Source organism: Sphingomonas sp. AC522 (assembly GCF_979258125.1).
In genome coordinates, this window is sequence record NZ_OZ409836.1 from 1,482,846 (window position 1) to 1,504,546 (window position 21,701).

Annotated in this window: 15 protein-coding genes and 1 pseudogene; 14 read left to right on the forward strand and 2 right to left on the reverse strand. The window is 63.7% G+C overall.

The annotated features are described in order from the left end of the window. Positions 1-77: 77 nt before the first annotated feature. The 4 genes from ACZZZM_RS07325 (at position 78) to ACZZZM_RS07340 (ending at position 5,471) form a co-directional block, all read left to right on the forward strand. A complete protein-coding gene (locus ACZZZM_RS07325) occupies positions 78-2,441 on the forward strand; it encodes a TonB-dependent receptor (RefSeq protein WP_463594452.1) in 2,364 nt (787 codons plus the stop codon). 120 nt (positions 2,442-2,561) lie between these two features. Further along, complete coding sequence (locus ACZZZM_RS07330) at positions 2,562-2,939, forward strand: Zn-ribbon domain-containing OB-fold protein (RefSeq protein WP_463596402.1); 378 nt, start codon at positions 2,562-2,564, stop codon at positions 2,937-2,939. After that, on the forward strand, positions 2,936-4,084 hold the full coding sequence (locus ACZZZM_RS07335) for an acetyl-CoA acetyltransferase (RefSeq protein ID WP_463594453.1): 1,149 nt from the start codon (positions 2,936-2,938) through the stop codon (positions 4,082-4,084). Before ACZZZM_RS07330 ends, ACZZZM_RS07335 begins: the two co-directional genes overlap by 4 nt. Before the next feature lie 31 nt (positions 4,085-4,115). Continuing rightward, the gene (locus ACZZZM_RS07340) at positions 4,116-5,471 is read left to right on the forward strand and encodes an MFS transporter (protein ID WP_463594454.1); all 1,356 of its coding nucleotides are present in this window, start codon (positions 4,116-4,118) and stop codon (positions 5,469-5,471) included. Here the strand turns inward: ACZZZM_RS07340 and ACZZZM_RS07345 are convergent. Together ACZZZM_RS07345 and lldD are read right to left on the reverse strand one after the other, a co-directional pair. Next, positions 5,468-6,226, reverse strand: a complete 759-nt coding sequence (locus ACZZZM_RS07345; protein WP_463594455.1) for an enoyl-CoA hydratase-related protein — start codon at positions 6,224-6,226, stop codon at positions 5,468-5,470. The two genes, ACZZZM_RS07340 and ACZZZM_RS07345, sit on opposite strands and share 4 nt — an antisense overlap. After that, entirely contained in the window at positions 6,223-7,371 is a 1,149-nt protein-coding gene (gene lldD / locus ACZZZM_RS07350; protein WP_463594456.1) for an FMN-dependent L-lactate dehydrogenase LldD, read from the reverse strand. The genes ACZZZM_RS07345 and lldD overlap by 4 nt, the downstream gene beginning before the upstream one ends. Before the next feature lie 119 nt (positions 7,372-7,490). Between lldD and ACZZZM_RS07355 the strand changes: the two genes are divergently transcribed. The 10 genes and pseudogenes from ACZZZM_RS07355 (at position 7,491) to ACZZZM_RS07400 (ending at position 21,525) form a co-directional block, all read left to right on the forward strand. After that, on the forward strand, positions 7,491-8,450 hold the full coding sequence (locus tag ACZZZM_RS07355; protein WP_463594457.1) for a quinone oxidoreductase family protein: 960 nt from the start codon (positions 7,491-7,493) through the stop codon (positions 8,448-8,450). 527 nt (positions 8,451-8,977) lie between these two features. After that, complete coding sequence (locus tag ACZZZM_RS07360; protein WP_463594458.1) at positions 8,978-9,394, forward strand: hypothetical protein; 417 nt, start codon at positions 8,978-8,980, stop codon at positions 9,392-9,394. A gap of 134 nt (positions 9,395-9,528) precedes the next feature. Then, a pseudogene (locus tag ACZZZM_RS07365) lies at positions 9,529-10,354 on the forward strand (response regulator); the annotation flags it as partial. A 124-nt stretch (positions 10,355-10,478) separates the two neighbouring features. Continuing rightward, positions 10,479-12,608, forward strand: coding sequence for a polysaccharide lyase 6 family protein (locus tag ACZZZM_RS07370; protein WP_463594459.1), 2,130 nt, complete (start codon positions 10,479-10,481; stop codon positions 12,606-12,608). Further along, positions 12,608-14,770, forward strand: coding sequence for a heparinase II/III domain-containing protein (locus ACZZZM_RS07375; RefSeq protein ID WP_463594460.1), 2,163 nt, complete (start codon positions 12,608-12,610; stop codon positions 14,768-14,770). The genes ACZZZM_RS07370 and ACZZZM_RS07375 overlap by 1 nt, the downstream gene beginning before the upstream one ends. 10 nt (positions 14,771-14,780) lie before the next feature. Further along, the gene (locus ACZZZM_RS07380) at positions 14,781-16,079 is read left to right on the forward strand and encodes an MFS transporter (protein WP_463594461.1); all 1,299 of its coding nucleotides are present in this window, start codon (positions 14,781-14,783) and stop codon (positions 16,077-16,079) included. Then, complete coding sequence (locus ACZZZM_RS07385) at positions 16,076-16,828, forward strand: SDR family NAD(P)-dependent oxidoreductase (RefSeq protein ID WP_463594462.1); 753 nt, start codon at positions 16,076-16,078, stop codon at positions 16,826-16,828. The genes ACZZZM_RS07380 and ACZZZM_RS07385 overlap by 4 nt, the downstream gene beginning before the upstream one ends. Beyond that, positions 16,828-17,676 carry a rhamnogalacturonan acetylesterase gene (locus tag ACZZZM_RS07390; protein ID WP_463594463.1) on the forward strand — a complete coding sequence of 283 codons (849 nt, stop codon included), beginning with the start codon at positions 16,828-16,830 and terminating at the stop codon, positions 17,674-17,676. Before ACZZZM_RS07385 ends, ACZZZM_RS07390 begins: the two co-directional genes overlap by 1 nt. Positions 17,677-17,771: 95 nt before the next feature. After that, positions 17,772-20,669 carry a TonB-dependent receptor gene (locus tag ACZZZM_RS07395; protein ID WP_463594464.1) on the forward strand — a complete coding sequence of 966 codons (2,898 nt, stop codon included), beginning with the start codon at positions 17,772-17,774 and terminating at the stop codon, positions 20,667-20,669. Between the two features lie 109 nt (positions 20,670-20,778). Next, positions 20,779-21,525, forward strand: coding sequence for a FadR/GntR family transcriptional regulator (locus ACZZZM_RS07400; RefSeq protein ID WP_463594465.1), 747 nt, complete (start codon positions 20,779-20,781; stop codon positions 21,523-21,525). Positions 21,526-21,701 lie beyond the last annotated feature (176 nt).

Consider the following 21,701-nt stretch of genomic DNA (forward strand, 5'->3'; position numbering starts at 1 on the left):
GGCATGTAGCCGGCGAGCGCGAACCCCGCGGAGGCAAAGTTCCGCAATCAAGTCATCGGAAATTTGGGGAGGAAGTCATGAGCAAGTTTTTCCGGACCGGATCGAGCCTCGCGATCGCAATCGCGGCAATGGCATGCGGGACCGCACAGGCGCAGACCGCCGATACTGCCCAAGTTGCCGAAACACCCGCGCCTGTTGCCCAGGACGAAGAATATGCCGGCAACGAGATCATCGTCACTGCTACGAAGCGCGCAGAAAGTCTTAGCGACGTCCCCATGTCGATCACGGCGATCTCGGGCGCAGCGTTGCAGGAAAAGGGCATCAACAATGTCCAGGATCTGGTAAAGATCACGCCGGGTCTAAGCTTCGTCGACAGCGGCCTCGGCACCCCGGTCTTCTCGCTGCGCGGCGTCGGCTTCTTTGAAACCTCGATCGGCGCGCGTCCGACCGTCTCGGTCTATGTCGACGAAGCGCCGTTGCCGTTCTCGGTAATGGCGCAGGGCGCGGCGTTCGATTTGGAACGCGTCGAAATCCTGAAGGGCCCGCAGGGCACGCTGTTCGGCCAGAATTCCACCGGTGGCGCGATCAACTATATCGCCGCGAAGCCCAAGGACGTGTGGGGCGGCGGGCTGACCGCCAGCTATGCGCGGTTCGGCACGGCGGACATCCAGGGCTATGTCACTGGCCCGCTTTCCTCGAACCTGAATGTACGTTTGGCGGCGCGCACCGTGCAGGGCGGCGGCTGGCAGAAGAGCTATACGCGGAACGCCACGCGCGGCGGCCAGAACTTCACCCAAGGCCGCGTGTTGCTCGATTGGCAGGCAAGCGAGCGGCTGAAGATCTCGCTCAACGCCAACGGCTTTATCGACAGGGGTGATACCCAGGCTGCTCAGCTGATCGGCATTCTCTATGTCGGCCCGGCGCGCGCAGGCGAAGTGCCGCTGCTCGGCACCTATCCAAAGGCTCCGGCGAACGCGCGTGCGGCAGATTGGGACGCAAATCCCCAGACGCCATATGTGCGGGACAACCACTTTTACCAGGGCGTGATTCGCGCCGATTACGAAGTAAACGACGACATCACGTTCACGTCGCTGACCGAATGGTCGCGGATCGGGATGGACCAGAATAATGATGCCGACGGCACCGCGCTCGCATCGAGCGACCTTGCGGTGGTTGGCAAGATCACGTCCTTCTCGACCGAAGCACGCGTGGCCGGCGATCATGGCGCGCTTCGGTGGATCGTCGGCGCGAGCTACGCGAAAGAGCATTCGATCGAGAACGACTATCTGCACTTCCCGTACACATCGTCGCGCCACGCGTTTACGCCGCTGTACGACTATACGGAGACCAACCCGTACACGACGCAGGACTTCAAGACGACGGCGGTGTTCGGCAATCTCGATTTCGACATCGGCAACTTCACGCTGCACGGCGGCTTGCGCTACACTAAGGCCGATCTCGACTATACCGGCTGCACCAAGGTGAACGACGACTCGTCGGGCGCCGCGATCACCACACTGTTCAACGGTCTGCGCGCGGCGCGCGGCCTTGCCGCATTGCCATTCCTTCGCAAGGGCCAGTGCCAGTCGCTCGACGCGACGCTGACGCCGAACCTGCGCGTCGGCACGTTCGACCAGGATAACCTTTCCTGGCGTGCGGGCGTCGATTTCAAGCCGAACCGCGACGTGCTGCTCTACGCCAATGTCAGCCGTGGCTATAAGGCAGGCAGCGTGCCTGCGCCGGGCGCGATCAACCTCGAAGAGTTCGATCCGGTGAACCAGGAGTCACTGCTCGCCTACGAAGCCGGTTTCAAGCTGTCGCTGGCGCGCCGCACGATCGATATCACCGGCGCGGTTTTCTATTATGACTATACCGACAAGCAGTTGCTGGCGCGCCGAATCACCACGCCGAATCTGCTGGGTGCTTTGCCTGCGTTGATCAACGTGCCCAAGTCCGAGATCAAGGGCGCCGAGGCGCAGATCTCGTTCTACCCGACCAAGGGCCTGACGTTCACCGCGGCGGGCACCTATCTCGACAGTGCCGTCACCTCCAACTTCGTCAACTACACGATCCTGGCGACGCAAGAGAACTTCAAGGGCAATGCGTTCCCTTATACGCCGAAGTGGCAGGTGGTGCTGGATGGCCAGTACAAGTTCCCGGTAAGCGAAGGGCTGAACGGCATGGTCGGCAGCAACCTGAACTATCGCAGCGCGACCACCGCGGGTTTCGGTACCAACGCCTTTCTGGCGATCGACGCCTATACGCTGATCGATCTGCGCGCCGGGATCGAGGATCCGGACGGCAAGTGGAGCGCCCAGATCTTCGGGCGCAATATCACCGACGCATATTACTGGACCAATGTTGCCAAGTTCAACGACACGGTTCGTCGCTATGCGGGCCAGCCCGCGACCTATGGCGTGCAAGTCGGCCTCAAATTCTAATCAACGCGCAAACCTTCCGAGGGGGCGGCCGGGAAACCGGCCGCCCTTTTTTGCTTTTGCAATCGCAGCAATGCCGACTTGCGAAGTGATCGCCCGAGGGCGTAGCGCTAGCCCTTGAAGATGCCCGATGTGATCAAGCCGGCAGAAGACTTTCTGCGCTTCCTTGGCGAAGGCCGCTTCATGATCCAGCGCGCGCGGGAATCCGGCCGTCATCTTTTTTACCCGCGCGTCGCCGAGCCGCGCACCGGCGGAGACTTGGAGTGGGTCGAGGCGAGTGGGCGCGGCACGATCTATGCCACCACCGTCCAGCGATCGAAGCCGCCTGCACCCGATACCAATGTCGTGCTCGTTGATCTCGATGAAGGCCCGCGCATGATGAGCCGGGTGGACGGGATCGCGCCGCATGAAGTGAAGATCGGCATGCGGGTGACCGCGAAGATTGTCAGCATGGAAGAGGGTCATCCCTTTGTGGTCTTCGAGCCGGACGCCGCCGCATGAGCGAGGCATTTCCCCGCGGCAAGACTGCGATCGTCGCCACCGCGACACATGCGATCGGCGAAGCACCTGGCTTCGCCGCCATGGATCTCCTCGCGCAGGCCAGCATCAAGGCGCTGGCCAAGGTCGGGATGACGCCGGGCGACGTGGACGGCTTGTTCGCTATGCTGCCGGTCGATTTCGTATCGGGGCTGAGCGTCGCCGAGTATCTCGGGATCCAGCCGCGGATCACCGACAACAACCGCACCGGCGGGTCGGCTTTCCAGACCTATGTGATTGCGGCCGCGCTCGCGCTCGATGCCGGGCTCTGCGACGTTGCGCTGATCGCTTATGGCAGCACCCAGCGGACCGCCCCCGGGATGATCCCGGCCAAGCCCGATCCGTATGAGGGTGCTTACCAGGCGCGCTATCCGATGTCGGCCTATGCGCTGGCCGCCTCGCGGCACATGCATGAATATGGCACGACGCGCGAGCAACTGGCTGAGGTTGCAGTGGCAGCGCGGCATTGGGCGAACCTGAATCCCCAGGCCTATGCCCGCGGGCCGCTGAGCATTGACGATGTGCTGGCGTCGCGCATGGTGTGCGACCCGCTGTCACTGCGCGATTGCTGCCTGGTGACAGATGGTGCGGCGGCGATCGTGATGACCCGCGCCGACCGTGCCAAGGATCTGTGCGTGCGCCCTGCTTATGTGCTGGGTGGAGCTGCGGCCACCACGCATAACCGGATCGCGGCGATGCCCGATCTCACCATCACAGCCGCGGTCGAAAGCGGCAGTCGCGCATTCGCGCAGGCGGGCTATGCGCCGGCCGAGATGGATGCGCTGCAATTGTACGACGCCTTTACGATCAATCCGATCCTGTTTCTCGAAGACCTTGGCTATTGCGCAAAGGGCGAGGGCGGGGCTTTCGTATCGGGCGGGCGGATCGCGCCCGGCGGCGCGCTGCCGGTCAACACCAATGGCGGCGGCCTCTCCTGCGTGCATCCCGGCATGTACGGCCTGTTCGCGCTCGCCGAGGCGAGCGATCAATTGATGGGCGTATGCGGAGAGCGCCAGGTGGCCGACGTCAATTTGAGCCTGGCGCATGGCAACGGCATGCTCCTGTCCAGCCAGGCGACGATAATCCTTGGGTCGCAAGCAACACTATAAATGCCGCAATGGCGGTGGAGAGATGACCGACATGGCAAGTAGCCCAAACGATGCGATCGGAGGTCCGGGGCCGATCGACACGGCCCCGGCGCCCGAAAAGAGACTTGGCTACAGCTATTATGTCGTTGGCCTGCTTTCGGTCGCTTATATGCTCTCGTTCATGGATCGGACGCTGATTAGTCTGCTGATCGCGCCGATCAAGGCCGAGTTCCTGCTTAGCGACACCGAAATCGGCATGCTGATCGGGTTTGGGTTCGTGGTGTTCTATTCGCTGCTCGGCTTGCCCTTCGGCGCCCTGGCCGATCGCACCGATCGGCGCTGGCTGATCATCTGGGGCCTGGTCGCGTGGAGCTTGGCGACGAGCGCGAGTGGGTTCGTCGGCGGATTCGCCGGATTGATGGCAATGCGTACCCTGGTCGGGGTCGGCGAGGCGACGTTGTCGCCGGCCGCATATTCGACCTTGGCCGATCGCTTCCCGCCGCAACGGCTGGGCATCGCGATCGCGATCTATGCCGCGGGAGTCTCGGTCGGCGGCGGGCTGGCGATGGCGTTTGGCGGCGTGCTGGTTGAATGGGCGAAGCATGCGACGATGACGCTGCCGCTGATCGGGGAGATCGGCGGCTGGCGGCTTGCATTGTTTGCGGTCGGGCTGCTCGGCTTCCCGCTTGCCTTGCTGATGGTGCTGACGCTGCGCGAAGCACCCCGCAAGGTGCGTAGCGCGCCGCCGCCGCTCAGCGAGCTCTGGCGCTATATCGGCAATCGCAAACCCGCGATGATCGGGGCGCTGACGGCCTTCGCCTTTGCCAATGTCGCCAATTACGTCGTGTTCCTCTGGGCACCGGCCTTGTTCATGCGCGTCCACGGTCTGGACGCGCGCACCACCGGGCTGGTCATGGGCGCGATCGTCGGAGTGTTCGGCAGCGCGGGCATGGTGCTGGGCGGATTCGCGGTCGATTGGCTGACTCGGCGCGGCGTGCGCGATGCGACCGTGAAAGTGATCTTCTGGTGCATCGTCGCGCAGATTCCGATCATGCCGATCGCGTTCCTGGTCGGCAACTATACTCTGGCCTTCGCGCTGATGGTTCCCACGATGATGCTGACCACCGCTGCCTCGAGCGTACAGGCGACGGCGTTGCAGCTGATGACGCCTGCACGGATGCGCGGCCGGATCATCGCCATCTATTTGCTGGTGGTGACGATGGTCGGCATGGGTCTGGGGCCGCTGATGATCGGCATCCTCTCAGACAATGTCTTCACTGCGAAGACGGGCCTCGCGCCGTCGATGGCGGTGGTGGCGCTGAGCGGGCTGGTGCTGGCAACACTGACGATGCTGATAACACGCGGTGCGGCCCGAGCGGTGATCGTCGAGCAGGCGGAAGCCGCCTAACGGCCCTCGAAGATGGGCGGCCGCCCTTCCAGCGCGGCCGCCATCCCTTCCTTCTGGTCGGCAGTGTCAAACATCGCGATCCAGGTTTCGTGTTCGAGTGCCGCTGCCTCCTGCAACGGCAAGTCCGAACCTGCGGCCAGCAAGCGCTTGATATTGGCGAGCGATAGCGGGGGCTGCGCTGCTAGGTGGCGGGCGATTTCGATGGCTTTGGCCTCCACCTTTCCCGGCGCGGTGAGCTCGCAGACAAATCCCAATTGCCAGGCGCGTTCTGCCGAAAGCGGATCACCTGTCATCAACAGATAGCTGGTCATCTGCTTGCCCAGCGTCCGGATCATGCGCTGTGATCCACCTGCGCCGGGCATTACGCCCAGGCGGCTTTCGGGCTGTGCGAATTGCGCGGCCGGATCGGCAACGATGAAATCGCACATCATTGCCAGTTCGCATCCCGCGCCCCACGCCAGTCCGGCCACGGCAGCGATCACCGGCTTGGGACAGTCGAGCAAGGGTTTCCAATAAGCGTGGAGGTCGAGCGCCTTGATGTCGGTGGCATGCTTGTCGGCAAGCATGCCGACGTCGCCCTTGATGAAGATATCGGGTCCGCCGCTGACGACGATGACACGGACTTGTTCGTCCGCGGCCAATTCGGAGAAGGCGGCCGCCATCGCGGCGCGCGTCGGCATGTCGAGCACATAGGGCGAAGTGAAGCGGATCAATCCCACGCCCGCATCACGCGTCACGGCAAGCGAATCGCTCATGCGCTTTGCACCAGCGTGTCGCGGCCGATCCCGGCGACGCTGCGGTTGCCGGTCAATATCATCGCGGTGCGCAGTTCGGCCTCCAGGCGCGCGAGCATATGCCGCACGCCTGCCTCGCCGCCGCTCGCCAGTGCATAGATCCAGGCTCGCCCGAGCAGCACGCCCTGTGCGCCGAGTGCTAGCATCCGTACGATATCGCTCCCGGTGCGCACGCCGCCATCGGCCAGCACGGTCAGCCTGTCGCCCACGGCATCTGCGATCGCGGGCAAGGCACGCGCGCTCGATGGTGCACCGTCGAGCTGGCGCCCGCCATGATTGGAGACGATTAGTCCGTCCGCGCCGATCTGCGCCACTGCCTTGGCGTCTTCGGTATCGAGCACTCCCTTTACGATCAGAGGGCCATCCCATTCCGAGCGAACCGCCTCCAGGTCCTGCCAGCTGACGCCGGGGTCGAAATTGGCACCCATCCAGGCGAAGAAATCCTCAAGCCCGGTGCTTCCGTTCAGCACCGGCGCGATATTGCCGAGATGGTGCGGCCGGCCGTGCAGACCAACATCCCATGCCCAGCGCGGACGCGTCGCCGCCTGTGCGAAGCGGCGCAGCGAACCGGCAGGTCCCGACGCACCAGCCAGCCCGGAGCGGTAATCGCGGTATCGTATTCCGGCCACGGGCATGTCGACGGTGAAGACCAGCGCCGAACAGCCGGCCTGCTTCGCCTGGGCCAGCAGATCGCGCATGAAGCCGCGGTCACGGATCATATAGAGCTGGAACCAGAATGGCGCCGCGGCCTGCGCGACCTCTTCGATCGTGCAGACCGATACGGTCGATAGCGTGTAGGGCACGCCCGCCGCTTGCGCGGCCCGCGCCGCCTGAACCTCGCCGCGTCGCGCATACATGCCGGCCAGGCCGATCGGCGCCAGCGCCACCGGAAGCGCTAATTTCTGGCCAAACAACTCGGCCGAGAGGTCTATCGCATCGCTGCCCGCCAGGATGCGCTGGCGCAGCGCCACTGCTTCGAGATCGGCGACATTCGCGCGTAAGGTTACCTCCGCGTTCGCCCCGCCATCGACATAATCGAACAGGAAGCGCGGCAGGCGGGATCGGGCGCGTTCGCGATAATCGGCAACACTGATCGGCTTCGCCATGCGCGTCTCCCCTGGATCACCCTGCCGTGCCTGCCAGGCGCGAGCGATTATCAAGGCAGCATCGCGGCGATACGCGATTGCGACTTGCGGCGAGAGGGCCGCGCGAGAAAGCTGGCGCGATGAGGGCTATCCAGATCTCCCGCTATGGCGGACCCGACCAACTCGTCCTGACCGAGGTCGCGAAGCCCGAACCCGGACCGGGCCAGGTTCTGATCCGCGTCGCCGCCGCCGGGGTCAATTTCGCCGAGACGCTGATGCGCGAGGACAATTATGTCGCATCCTACGCGCTGCCCGCAATACCCGGATCGGAAGTCACCGGAACCATCGAGGCGCTCGGCGAGGGTGTTGCGGAGCTTGCCATCGGCCAGCGTGTCGGTGCGATGCTCGCTGCGGCGAGGACGCTAACGGGTGGCTATGCGGAATATTGCGTCGCCGATGCCGCGGTGACCGTCCCGTTGCCTGATGCCTTAGGATTTGCGGAGGGCTGTGCGCTGCTTGTCCAGGGCCTGACCGCGCTGTACCTGACACGCGAGGTTAGTCCGGCCGGCCGCGACGTGCTGATCACGGCGGCGGGTGGTGGCGTGAGCTCGCTCCTCATCCAACTTGCCCGCCACGCTGGTGCATCGCGGGTATTTGCGGCCGCGAGCAACAAGGCCAAGCGCGAGCTGGCGCGATCGCTGGGGGCCGATGAAACGCTGGCCTATGAGGATCTGGGCAGCATCGCGCCGACCCTGGTCTATGACTCGGTCGGTGGTGCGGTCTTTGAGAAATGTTTCGAGATCCTCGCCCCGAAGGGGGTGCTGGTCGCCTATGGTGCACTCAATCTTCAGTCTTTTTCGCTCGGCGTACCCGAGCTCAAGCGCATGGTGTTCGGGAACCAGACGTTCCGCGGCTTCGCGTTCGGCGCCCTAATACAGCATGACGAAATGCGGCGCGACCTGGCCGATCTGTTTGAGATGACAGCGATAGGGCAGCTGATCATAACCATCGGCGGCCGCTACCCGCTTGCCGAAGCCGCTCAGGCGCATCGGGACCTTGCTGAGCGAGGTACGGTTGGGAAACTTATCCTGCTTCCGTGACGCCCCGTGCGCGAGCGTGACGAGGCAGTGCGGTACATGGCGATGGCATCCACAGCCGGCATGGCTTTGGCATGCGCTCCCAAGCGAAGTCATGGACATGCGCAGGGGTGATGCGTCAAGCGCGACCTGGTCGAAACGCTTATTATGGGCGCGGCCCCGCAATCCTTCCTCCCGCCAGCGACGCCGCCAGGTGGCTGCGCCAGCCAACATTTTCATCCAGCACGAACATGTTGCTGAAATCATGTAATCGCGCCGGTGGTAGGGCGAAGACCAGCACGACGAGCCTGCACATGCCGAACGTCGGCTCATTGCCTGGCGAGGGACCAACCGAGGATCAGCGCCCTTTCTCGCGGTGAGAGTTGAGTTCAAGGACCGCAAGCTGCCCAAGATCGATGGCTGCTCTTGGGGGCAGTCCAAGTGCTCCGGGCCGACCGGGTCTGGGTGGAAAGCCGACGTTCTCACAAAATGACAAATACTGTAGGCGGATGCACTTCTTGACAGCGCACTTCGTCCTGGCACTCCTGCCAATGAAATCAACGGAGAATCTGATGTCGACGTTCCGCTACGCTCTGCTCATTGCGTTGTTGATCGTGGGTTTCTCTGCGCCTCCCGCGCAGGCGCAGGCGCAGGCGCAGGCGCAGGATCAGGCGGCGTCGGCGGGTTTGCCCAATGACCCTCGCGAACTGTCTCTCCTGTGCTCCGCACATCTAATGACCGCCACGTTCGAACGTGCCGACGACGGCTCGGCGTGGCCGTTTGATGAGGCTACATTGAAGCGTGTGGGAAATGTCTGGTTGGAAGATTTTGCGCGACGCGCAGGAGTGACAGCCGGCGATGCGGCAATTGGGACTGTGGGGGAGCTCGGGGAGACACTTGAGGCACTTGATCGTTCAAAGCGCACTGCGCCTGTAAACTGGTGCTTGAAGCACGCTCCGGCCCGTTGAGCGGCTCCCAACAAAGCGCACAGAGGCATTGGGTGTGATCATGGCAATCATCGAAGCGATTAGGTTTTGCGAAGCCGTCGTTTGACCGCAACCGGCATCGCAGCGATAGGGATCCGCATCCACAAAGTACGCCCGATCGCTTTATCTCTGCGGCGAAGGGGGCCGGCCGCCGCGCCGCCTCGCTGACGCAGCGCCTGCTGGCCTTTTCGCGGCGGCAGACGCTCGATCCCCGGCCGACCGACGTCTATCGGCTGATCCGCGAACAAGCGCCTCGACCAGCGCGCCGCTGCTCAGCACGACATGGAGCCGGGCGAGTATCTGTCCATCTGTGTGACCGACACCGGCACGGGCATGGCGCCACAAGTGATCGAACGGGCGTTCGAGCCGTTCTTCACCACCAAGCCGCTCGGCCAGGGTACGGGCCTCGGTCTCTCGATGGTGTACGGCTTTGCGCGTCAGTCCGGCGGGCAGGTGCGGATCTATTCCGAGGTCGGCCTGGGCACGACCGTGTGCATCTATCTGCCGCGGCACGATGGCGATGCGGTCGATGTCGGTAGCGACGGCTCTTCTGCGGAACTCATCAGGGCTAGCGGGGAAACGGTGCTCGTCGTCGATGACGAGGCGACGATCCGCCATCTGATCGACGAAGTGCTCGACGAGCAGGGCTATACCGTGATCGGCGCGGCGGATGGCGCCGCCGGCATCAAGGTGCTGCAGTCGGGTGCCAAGATCGACTTGCTCATCACCGATGTCGGGCTGCCGAACGGCATGAATGGTCGGCAGGTCGCCGATGCTGCCCGAATGCTTCGCCCAAAGCTAAAAGTGCTGTTCATCACCGGCTATGCGGAGAACGCCGCGGTTGGGAACGGCCATCTCGAACCGGGCATGGAATTGCTGACCAAGCCCTTCACGATCGAAGCGCTGACGACCAAGGTGGCGGGTATCTTGGCGCAAGGGTAGACAAGCCAGTCCCGAGCCGCCGCGTAGTGACCAGACCAAAGCATTAGTCCACCTTGCATGACCGCTGGTAAACCAGTAGCGCAGTCTCAGACCGGGCGAATCCGGCGAGAGCGGGAGTGGCGAGATGATGCGTGCGGCGATTGCAGGGTTGGTTTTCTCGATTGCCGTTCCAGCGCACGCCGCTGACTTTCTCGTCCAGACGCCGGCTGAATATAATGCCACGGTGAAGCGCGCCCAGCCCGGCGACACGATCGTTCTGCGCAACGGCGAATGGCGCGATTTCCAGATCCTGCTTGTCGGCAAGGGCCTTCCGGGCAAGCCGATCCGCCTGACCGCGCAGACCAAGGGCGGAGTCATCCTCACCGGCCAGTCCAATTTGCGGCTTGGCGGCGAATATCTCGAAGTCTCGGGGCTCGTCTTCAAGAACGGCCATACGCCGACCGACCATGTCATCGCGTTTCGCAAGGATTCGAAGACCTATGCGCGCAACTCGCGCGTAACCGAGGTGGTGATCGACCGTTTCAATCAGGCCGATCGCCGCACCGAGGATATGTGGGTGGCGATCTATGGTCAGGACAATCGCGTCGATCATTCGCATTTCGAAGGCAAGGCAAATGCCGGCGTCACGCTGGCGGTGATCCGCGACAAGGGCCACCCCGAAGCCAATCGCGCGCGGATCGATCACAATTATTTCGGACCGCGTCCGGTGCTCGGATCGAATGGCGGCGAGACGATCCGTGTCGGCACCAGCGATGAATCGCTGACGGATTCAAAGACGATCATCGAGCGCAACATCTTCGACCGCTGCGATGGCGAGGTCGAGATCGTCTCGATCAAATCGGGCGGCAACGTGCTTCGCGAAAACCTCGTGCTCCAGTCGCAGGGCGCGTTCGTGCTCCGCCACGGCAATGGTAACCTGGTCGAGCGCAACGTCTTCCTGGGCGGCAACAAGCCGGACACCGGCGGCGTGCGGGTGATCAACCGCGATCAGATCGTGCGCTTCAACTATTTCCAGGACCTGGCCGGCAAGGATCTGAAAAGCGCGCTGGCCGTGATGAACGGCGTGCCCAATTCGGTGATCAACCGCTATCATCAGGTCCACAACGCCGTCATCGAGCGCAACAGCTTCGTCAATATCGCACGCGTCACGCTGGCCGCGGGCGCCGACGACGAGCGCAGCGCGCCGCCGGTGGCCAGCCGTTTCGCCGATAATCTCGTAATCGGTGCCGGGGGCAAGGACCCCATGACCGCCGTGGGCGACGCATCGGGGATTGCGCAGAGCGGCAATGCGATGTCGGCCAAGCTGGTCAAGGGCGCGAATGGCCTGATGTATCCGCAGAACCTAAAGGCCGGTGCACCGCGTGATCTGAAGCCGGTTACGCGCGGCGAGGTGGGGGCCAGCTGGTATGTCACGGCGACGACTGCGCATGCGCCGCGGACCATTCCGGTGCTGCCCGGCGAGAGCCTGAGCGCGGCTGTCGCGGCATCGGCGGAAGGCGATTCGATCAAGCTCGAGGCCGGCGACCACCGGGCGGATGCGCCGATCCTGGTGACCCACAGGCTTCTCATTCGCGGCAATCCGAAACAGGCGACGCGGCTGTCGTTCAGCGGCCCCGCTTTGTTTCGTGTCGTGGGCGGGAGCGGGCTGGCACTGGAGGATCTGGAGATCGCCGCCCCCGCGCCGGTCATCGAGATCGCGCCGAGCGCACGCGCCAATTATGCGCTGACGCTCGACCGGGTCTCGGTGGAGGGCGGCAACCGGCGTTTCGATGTCATCGCCACCGCGGCCGGGACCTTCGCGGATCGCATCGCGGTCACGAAAAGCCGGTTCCGGGGCATTGACGGAACCATCGTCGCCGCGACCGCCGAACAGGGCAGCAAGGGCTGGTATCCGGTGGAGAATCTGGTGATCGGCGAAAGCGAATTTGCCGATGTCGGGATGGTCGCCGATCTGCTGCGGCGGGGCACGGACGAGAGCACGTTCGGCCCCTATTTCACCCTCCGCAATTCGAGCGTTTCGCGCAGCGGCAAGGCTGCCGGTGCATCGGTGCGGTTGTCGGGCGTGCAATGGACGACGATCGCGGGCAACAAATTCGCGGCGAGCGCGCCGATCGAAGTGACGCATAGCGTCGGCACGCCTTGGACTTTCATTACCGATAATGCCTTTGCCGCAACGCCGGCGCCGCTGGTCCGCGAGCTGAGCTTCAAGGGCCCGCAGCGCGCGGTGATCGTCCGCAATCGGGTGGGCTCGTGATGCGCAATCTTGCACTGATCGCAGCCCTCGCGCTGGCGGCGCCGGCCTTCGCGCAGGCGCCCGCGCTGGTTTCGGAATTGCAGTTCCAGGAGTTGGCGCGCGATGGCCAGCGTTACCCGCTGTTCGCCGCCGAGATCACGCGGATGCGCGCCGAGGTCGACGGCGCCATTCGCGCCGGGATCAATGTTCCGGTGCCCAAGGATCCGGGCGGCGGCTTCACGCATGAGCAGCACAAGCGCAATTATCGCGCGATCTATGGCGCCGGCCTGCTGTATCGGATCACCGGCGAGAAGCGCTATGCCGAGCATGTCCGCGCGCTGCTACTCGAATATGCCAAGCTCTATCCGGGGCTCGGGCCACACCCGGCCAAGGCCAACCAGACCGCAGGCCGCCTGTTCTGGCAGAGCCTGAACGACAGCGTGTTCCTCGTCCATGCGATTCAGGGTTATGACGCGGCCAAGGCGGCGTTCAGTGCGGCGGATCGCAAGGCTATCGAGGACGGCGCGCTGCGTCCGATGGCGCGCTTCCTGTCCGAAGGCTCGGCCGAAAGTTTCGATCGCATCCACAACCACGCGACTTGGGCCTGCGCCGCCGTGGGCATGACGGGCTATGTGCTGGGCGACAAGGATCTGGTCGACAAAGCGCTGCTCGGGCTCGACAAGAGCGGGAAGACCGGCTTCCTGCGCCAGCTCGACCTGCTCTTCTCGCCCGACGGCTATTATGCCGAAGGGCCCTATTACCAGCGTTATGCGCTTCAGCCCTTCGTCGTCTTCGCCGCGGCGATCGAAGCGAACGAGCCTGCGCGCAAGATCTTCGCCTATCGGGGCGGCGTGGTGCTCAAGGCAGTGCGGACGGCGATCCAGCTCAGCTATCAGGGCTATTTCTTTCCAATCAACGACGCGATGCCCGACAAGAGCCTGCGCACCGAGGAGCTCTATCAAGGCGTCTCGATCGCTTATGCGGCGACCAGGGATCCGGGGCTGCTCGACATCGCCAAGTGGCAGGGCCGCACGGTGCTGTCGCCCGGCGGGCTGATGGTCGCGCGCGACCTGGCGGCCGGCAAGGCCAAGCCGTTCGCCTTTGCCTCGGCGTTGTTCGGCGACGGACCCGAGGGTAATGACGGCGCACTCGCGGTACTACGTTCGGGACCCGAGGCGGACGCTAGCGTGGTCGTCGCCAAGAACACCGCGCAGGGCATGGGTCACGGCCATTTCGACAAGCTCAACTGGCTGTTCTACGACAATGGCAACGCCATCGTCACCGATTACGGCGCGGCGCGGTTCCTCAATATCGAAGCCAAGGATGGCGGGCGCTACCTCAAGGAAAACGACAGCTGGGCGCAGCAGACGATCGCGCACAACACGCTGGTCGTCGACGAGGTCAGCCATTTCGCCGCCAAGGAAAAGATCGCCAACGAAACGCCCCCGGCGCAGCTTTCCTTCAATGGCGAGGGCGCGACGCAGTGGTCGATCGGCGAAATGAAGGGTGCCTATCCGGACGTGGCGTTCCGCCGCGCGCTGGTGACGCTCAAGATCGAAGGTTTGTCAGCGCCGATCGTGCTCGATGTGCTGCGGGCGAGCGGCAGCAAGCCGCACCGCTATGATCTGCCGCTGCATTTCACCGGCCACATCATCGATACGGGCTTCCCGCTCCGGTCTAACACCGCCGAACGGCCGCTGCTCGGCAAGGGCTTCGGCTATCAGCACCTCTGGATAGATGCGACGGGCACGCCGAATGCCGATAATGGCAGGCTGACCTGGATGACGGGCAACCGATTCTACAGCTATCGGATGCTGCCCCCGGCGGGCGGACAGGTGATCCTGGCCGAGAGCGGCGCGACCGATCCGCGCTTCAACCTCCGCCGCGAGCCGGCGGTGATCCAGCGGGTGGATGGCGTTAAGGACGCCGTGTTCGTCAGCCTGCTCGAGCCCCATGGCGCGTACGATGCGGGCGCCGAGACTGTGGTTGCCAGCGCGTCGCGCGTGACTGGCCTCAAGCACCGCCGCGACGGCGCGATCGATCTGGTCACGATTACGCTGGTCGGCGGCAAGACCGTCCATATCGCGATCGCCGACGATACCGCGTCAGGCGCGCGGCACAGCGCAACGATCGATGGCAAGCAACAGAGCTGGACCGGCCCCGTCGGCCGGTTCGGCAAGTGAGGGTCAGGATATGAAGAGCGGGCTTCGCTGGTGGGTGATCGCACTGATCGCCCTTGCCACCGTCATCAATTATATCGACCGCAACGCACTCGCCGTGATGTGGCCTGAAGTCTCGAAAGACATCGGCGCCGACAAGGCGGATTATGCGCTGCTCGTCACTGTGTTCATGCTCGCTTATGCGTTCGGCCAAGCGCTGTTCGGGCGCATCTTCGACGTGATCGGCACGCGGATGGGCTTCGCGGTGTCGATCATCGTCTGGTCGATCTCGATCGGGCTGCATTCGGTGGCGCGCGGACTGGGCGTCTTCGCGCTGCTGCGCGTGACGCTGGGTATCGGCGAAGCGGGCAACTGGCCCGGCGCGGCCAAGGCGAATGCCTTGTGGTTTCCGGCGCGGGAGCGTGCTTTCGCGCAGGGCATCTTTAACGCCGGTGCATCGCTGGGCGGGATCATCTCGGCGCCGTTCGTCGCCTTGCTTTTTGTCGGTTTCGGGTGGCAGGGGACGTTCCTGATCATCGCCGCCTTCGGCTTCTTGTGGCTGCTGCCCTGGCTGTGGCTCTACCGTTCCGATCCGGACACGCATCCCTGGCTGAGCGGGAACGAGCGCGCGCATATCCTGGGCAATGCCGGCGCGGACGATATCGTCGCGACCGCTGCGGTCACCGGCTATTCGCCCGGTTTCGTCGAGATGCTCAAGCATAAGCAGAGCTGGAGCGTCATCGTCAGCCGTTTCTTCCTCGATCCGATCTGGTGGCTGTTCGTCTCCTGGCTGCCGATTTACCTGGCCGAGACCTTCGGTTTCGACGTCAAGCAGATCGGGCTCTTCGCCTGGGTGCCCTTTGTCGGGGCGATGCTTGGCAGCCTCTTGGGGGGCTATTTCTCGGGCTTCCTGATCGGTCGGGGCTGGAGCGCGCTAAATGCCCGGCGCTGTGCGATCACGATCGGCGGGGCAATCATGCTGCCTTCGCTGCTGCTCACCATGCAGGCGGCCGATCCGCTTTATGCGGTGCTGCTGATCGCCGTGGTGCTGTTCGGCTTCCAGGTCGCCATCAACAATATCCAGACGCTGCCCTCGGACTATTTCGGCGGCGGCACCGTGGGGTCGCTTGCAGGCATTAGCGGCACCGCCGCAGTTGCCGGCACGCTGATCACCACCTGGCTCGTGCCCGGACTCACCCAGGTGAGCTTCGCGCCGATCTTCGCCATCGCTGCGGGCCTCGTGCCCGTGGCCGTTCTCTCGGTGTGGCTGCTCGGTGGCCGCACTGCTCCCATCCAGCCTCAACAGGGCCAAAATAAGCAGGGAAATCCATGAATCTCGAAGGTAAAGTCGCGCTCATCACTGGCGGCGGCCGTGACATTGGCCGCTCGGTCTCGCTGCGGCTCGCGCGCGAGGGCGCGCATGTCGCGATCAACTATCTGAACGACGCGGCATCGGCAGAAGCGACTGCCAAGGAAATCCGCGATGCCGGCGGGACCGCCGAGGTTTTCCAGGCCGACGTGACGCAGGCAGATCAGGTTGCGGCGATGATCGAAGGCGTGAAGGCCAAGCTGGGCGGGCGGATTGATATGCTCGTCAATCTTGCGGGCGGCATGGTCGCGCGCAAGACGCTCGACGACATGGACGAAGCGTTCTTCGACCATGTCATGACGCTCAATCTCAAGTCGGCTTTCCTGGTCACCAAGGCTGCGAAGCCGCTGATGGGTCAGGGCAGCGCGATCGTGAACGTCTCCTCTCTCGCGGGTCGCGACGGCGGCGGGCCGGGTGCGTCGATCTATGCCACCGCCAAGGGCGCAATGATGACGTTGACGCGCAGCTGGGCCAAAGAGTTCGGACCGCAGGGCATCCGCGTCAATGCAGTCTGCCCGGGGCTGATCGGCACCAGCTTCCACGACATCTTCTCCAAGCCCGAAGGCCGCGCTGCAGTGGCGGGCAACACGCCGCTGCGCCGCGAAGGCCATCCGGACGAAGTCGCCGATTGCATCGCTTTCCTGGCGTCGGACGAGGCTCGGTTCCTAACCGGCGTCTGCATGGATGTGAACGGCGGACTGGGGTTCTCCTGATGTGCGGTCTCATCACTCTGGCCGGTGCCGCCGTATTGGTCGCCGGCACGGCGAACGCGCAGACGCGTGAACGCACCGACGCGCCGGCGCTGTCGCCGTACAAGATCATCCTAGTCGGCGATTCGACGATGGCGCCGCACAGCGGCTGGGCCTCGGCCTTTTGCGCGAAGCATGTGAAGTCGTCGGTTGCGTGCCTCAATGCCGGCCGCGGCGGGCGTTCGACGCGCAGCTATCGCCAGGAAGGATCATGGGACATCGCGCTCGCCGAGGCCAAGGTCCCCGGCTATCGCGAAACCTACGTCTTGATCCAGTTCGCGCATAACGATCAATCGAGCAAATCCGAGCGCTGGACCGACCAGACCACCGAGTTTCCAGCCAATTTGCGCAAGTTCGTCGACGAAGTGCGCGCGGCGGGCGCCGTGCCGGTGCTGCTGACGCCGCTGACCCGGCGCGAGTTCAAGGACGGCAAACTCAACAACACGCTGGCTTCCTGGTCTGACCAAGTGCGCAAGGTTGCCGCCGAGATGACGGTGCCGCTGGTCGATCTCAACGCGCGCAGCGCGATGCTGGTGGAGAAGATGGGCGCCAAGGACGCAACCCAGCTTGCGCAGGCAGCCCCTGACGCCGCCGAACTCGCCGCGGCCGAAAAGGGCACCACGCTTCCCCCCAAGGAAGCGCCGGCGACCGACCCCGCGCCGCCCGCCGACACCAAGGCTCCACGCGGCACCGTGACGCGCAAGTTCGATTACACTCATGTCGGCGACGTCGGCGCAGCCGTGTTCGCGCGGCTGGTTACGCGCGATCTTGCCGCGGCCGTACCGGACTTGCGTAGCCAACTCGTGCCCTAACGCACTGTCTGGCACTGATACATACCAATTTGCTTGACAGTTTGGTCTAACCAGGCCAGCGGTTGCATAAAATAACATTCAGGGAGAGAAGGCTCATGCGTTCCGCGCACGCCCCCATCACGACGATTTTCCGCCGCAGCCTGCTGACCGGTTCCGCGCTCGCCGCCATGGCGCTGGCCGCGCCCGCTTTCGCGCAGGATGCGACGGTGCCCGCCACGCAGCAGCAGGATGAAGTTGCCGACGACGAGGAGATCATCGTCTCGGGCATCCGCGAGACGATCCAAAGTTCGATCGCCGTCAAGAAGAACGAAACCGCGATCGTCGACGCTTTGTCGTCTGAGGATATCGGCAATCTGCCGGCGGTTTCGGTGGGCCAGGCGATCCAGACCATCACCGGCGCGACCACGCACCGCGAGAAGGGCGATGCTTCGGAAATCGCGCTGCGCGGGCTAGGGCCGTTCCTGTCGAACTCGACGTTCAACGGCCGCGAGGCGACCAATGGCTCGGGCGATCGCTCGGTCAACTACAACCAGTTTCCCTCCGAGCTGATCAATCAGATCAAGATCTACAAGTCGCAGCAGGCCGATCTGGTCGAGGGCGGCGTTGCCGGTACTATCGAGCTCGGAACGCTGCGCCCGCTCGACGTGAAGGGGCGCCGCATCCAGGGTGAGGTGAAGGGCACCTATCTGCCTTATAGCGACAAGATCACCGGCAACAGCGCGTGGGGCTGGCGCGGCACGCTTTCCTATGTCGACCAGTTCGACGTGGGTGCACTGGGCCAGATCGGCATCTCGCTCGGCTTCCAGCGCAATGAGGGCTCGAACCCCGAAGAGACCGTGGCAGGCAGCTCGACCTGGACCGCCTGCTCGACCACTGTGGTCGCCAATGCCAACTGCACCGAGCTGACTCGGGCGCAATTGGCAGCCGGCGCCAACTTCTACCTCGTGCCGAACTCGCTTGCCTGGCGCCAGATCAGCGAAGACGACCGCCGCGATGCATTTTTCGGCGCGATCCAGTGGCGTCCGAGCGACACGCTCGAGATTAATGTCGATGGGCAATATTCTACGCGCGTTTTCACCGAGCACCGCCGCGATCTCAACATCTCGGAAATGCGGTTCGGCCTCACCAATGTCGTGTTCGACGCCGACCATGTCCTGCGCAGCTTCAACGGGCTCAGCTCGCTTGAATCGACGGCGTCCGAACTGTCGCGCGACGAGGAATATAAGGGCGCCGGCGCACAGGTGAAATGGTCGCCCGGCGACCGGCTGACCGTGACTGCGGACGCATCCTATTCGCAGACGGTCCGCACCGAGATCGAGCGCAATGCGCGCCTGCGCACCGACCCGTTCGACGTCAACAATACGCGCAACTTCTATTCGGTGACGCCGGGCTTCGCCGCCAACAACATGCGCGTGCCCTATAGCTATTCGCTGCCGGCCGGCGAATATGTGCCGGTGATCACGATCGATCCGCGCTTCAATCTCAACAACCATAATCTGTTCTGGGACGATGCGCGCATGCGGCGCGACGAGAGCCGCCGCGACAACAAGATCATCGCGGGGCGCATCGACGCGCGGTACAAACTCGATGGCTTCATCAGCGCAATTTCGGTCGGCGGGCGCATCTCCGAGCTCAAGTTCAACGACTATGACGACCGCAAGGAATTCAGCCTCAACCCGGCGATGACCGAGGACCGGCGGATCAACAATCTCTGCCGCACTTCCTTCCCACAGCGCGATTTCCTGAGCGCAGCCGAGCGCAACACTGTCACGAGCTGGGCGACCTTCGATCCCAATTGCCTGTTTCGCGAATATACCGGCAGCGAGGACCCCGGCCGCAACGCCGATGTCCGCTCGGTCGCCAATCGCGACGTCACCGAGCGGGTCTATGCCGGCTATGTGATGGCCGATTACCGGAGCAATATCGGCAGCCTGCCGATCCGCGGCAATATCGGCGTACGCTTGGTCAATAGCCAAGTGACCTCGAACGGCCTGCGCAGCGATCTGGACGTGATCACCAATCCGGACGGCAGCATCCGTCTGGTCTCGACCGGCGATTTCGAAACGGTGACGATCAAGAACCAGACGACGCGGGCCCTGCCCAGCATCAACGCGATCTTCGATCTGCGCGACAATCTGGTGCTGCGCGCCGCCGCCTATCGCGCGATGTCGCGTCCGGCGCCGAGCAGCCTGGGCGCGGGGCGCACGATCACGCTGGAAGCGGGAACCTCGTTTACGACGGTCCAATCGGCGATCGATGCAATCACCGCCAATGGCAGCCCGCGGCTCGAGCCGCTGATGTCGTGGAACGGCGACCTGGCACTTGAATGGTATCCCAACCGCGACTCGCTGCTTTCAGGCACGATCTATTACAAGCAGTTCAGCGGCGGCTTCGTCCCCGTGGTGATCGACGAGACCTTCAATGTTGGCGGCACCAATGTGACGATCCCCGTCACCCAGACGCAGAACAGCAACGACAAGAGCCGCATCTGGGGCCTTGAGATCACTGCCGCGCATCGGCTGAGCTGGCTTCCCAAGCCGCTCGACGGGCTGGGCTTCAAGGTCAGCTACAACTTCGCCGATTCAAACTATCAGTCGCACGACATTCGCTATGGCGATCAGGTCGATGCAGTGACCGGTGCGGTTTTGCCGGGCGTGATCCCGGCGGCAAACCTGAGCGGCTATTCCAGGCACGTGGTTTCGGCGCAGGCATATTACGAGCTCGGGCCGGTTTCAGTGCAGGGCATCTACAATTTCCGCTCGAAATATTATCAGGACTTCGTGGGCGGCAATACGCAGCTGCGCTATGTCGACGACAACAATACCGTCGATTTCCGCGCGTCGCTCAATCTGATGAAGGGCGCCCAGCTTCGCTTCGAAGCGATCAACATCTTCGATGAGCCCAAGGTCACCTACATGCCGGTCGAGGGCAGCTCGCGTCAGTTCCATTTCTATGGGCCGCGTTATTTCCTTGGCCTGCGCATCCGTCTCTGAAGTTGCCTCCCCTGGGCCGGGCCGGCTGAAAAGCTGGTCCGGCCGCTTCTTGCCAATGAGAACAGGTGCGGTATGACAACGGCGGACTAGCAAAGGGAAGCTACCGAGCATGGCCGAACGCCGGCTGTTTCAGGAGATTGCGGATCGGATCGTAAATCTGATCCGCGAAGGCGCCTTCCCCCCGGGATCGCGGCTTCCGGGGGAGCGTGAGCTTTCCGAGCGTTTCGGCGTCAGCCGCGTCACGGTCCGCGAGGCCGAGATCGCCCTTCAGGCAGCCGGCTGGATCAAGATAAAGACGGGTGCCGGTGTCTATGTGCTGGGCGGACCCGAGGGCGCCGGCGGCGATTTGCCCAAGGTCAGCGCATTCGAACTCACCGAGGCGCGCTCGCTGTTCGAAGGCGAGGCCGCGGCACTGGCTGCGACGACGATCAGCGACGTGGATATTGCCAAGCTCGACGCGCTGCTGGCGGTGATGGGCAGCAACGAAGCCGATGCCGAAGCGATCAACCAGGCCGATCGCGAGTTTCACATGACGATCGCCGGCGCATCGGGAAATCAGGCGATCATCTACATGATCCAGTCTCTGTGGCGGTTGCGCACCGAATTGCCGCAGGTTCGCGCCAGCCATGCCGCGATCTGCCAGCAGGACGGCGCCGCGCGCGATGCCGAGCATCGCGCGATCCTGGATGCGCTGCGAGGCCGCGATTCGAACGGCGCACGGCTGGCGATGCGCCGGCATTTCAACCGGCTGCTCGAATCGATGCTGGTGGCGACGGAGGAGCGCGAGCTTCTCGAATTGCAGCGTAGATCCGCCGAGAGCCGGGCGCGCTTCCTGACGACTGCGCACCTCGCCTGATCCTTTGACGGACGGGGCGGTCATTTGACGGGCCCACTCGGCGTGGGCGCGTGCTCAACTATCTCAAATCAGACGCCGCACGCGCGCCGCATCCATGCAACTGGTCTGCAGAATTGGTATGCGCACTGGTCTGTGGTTTTGGAATACAAATAGGTTGACATATCTGCGAAACCACT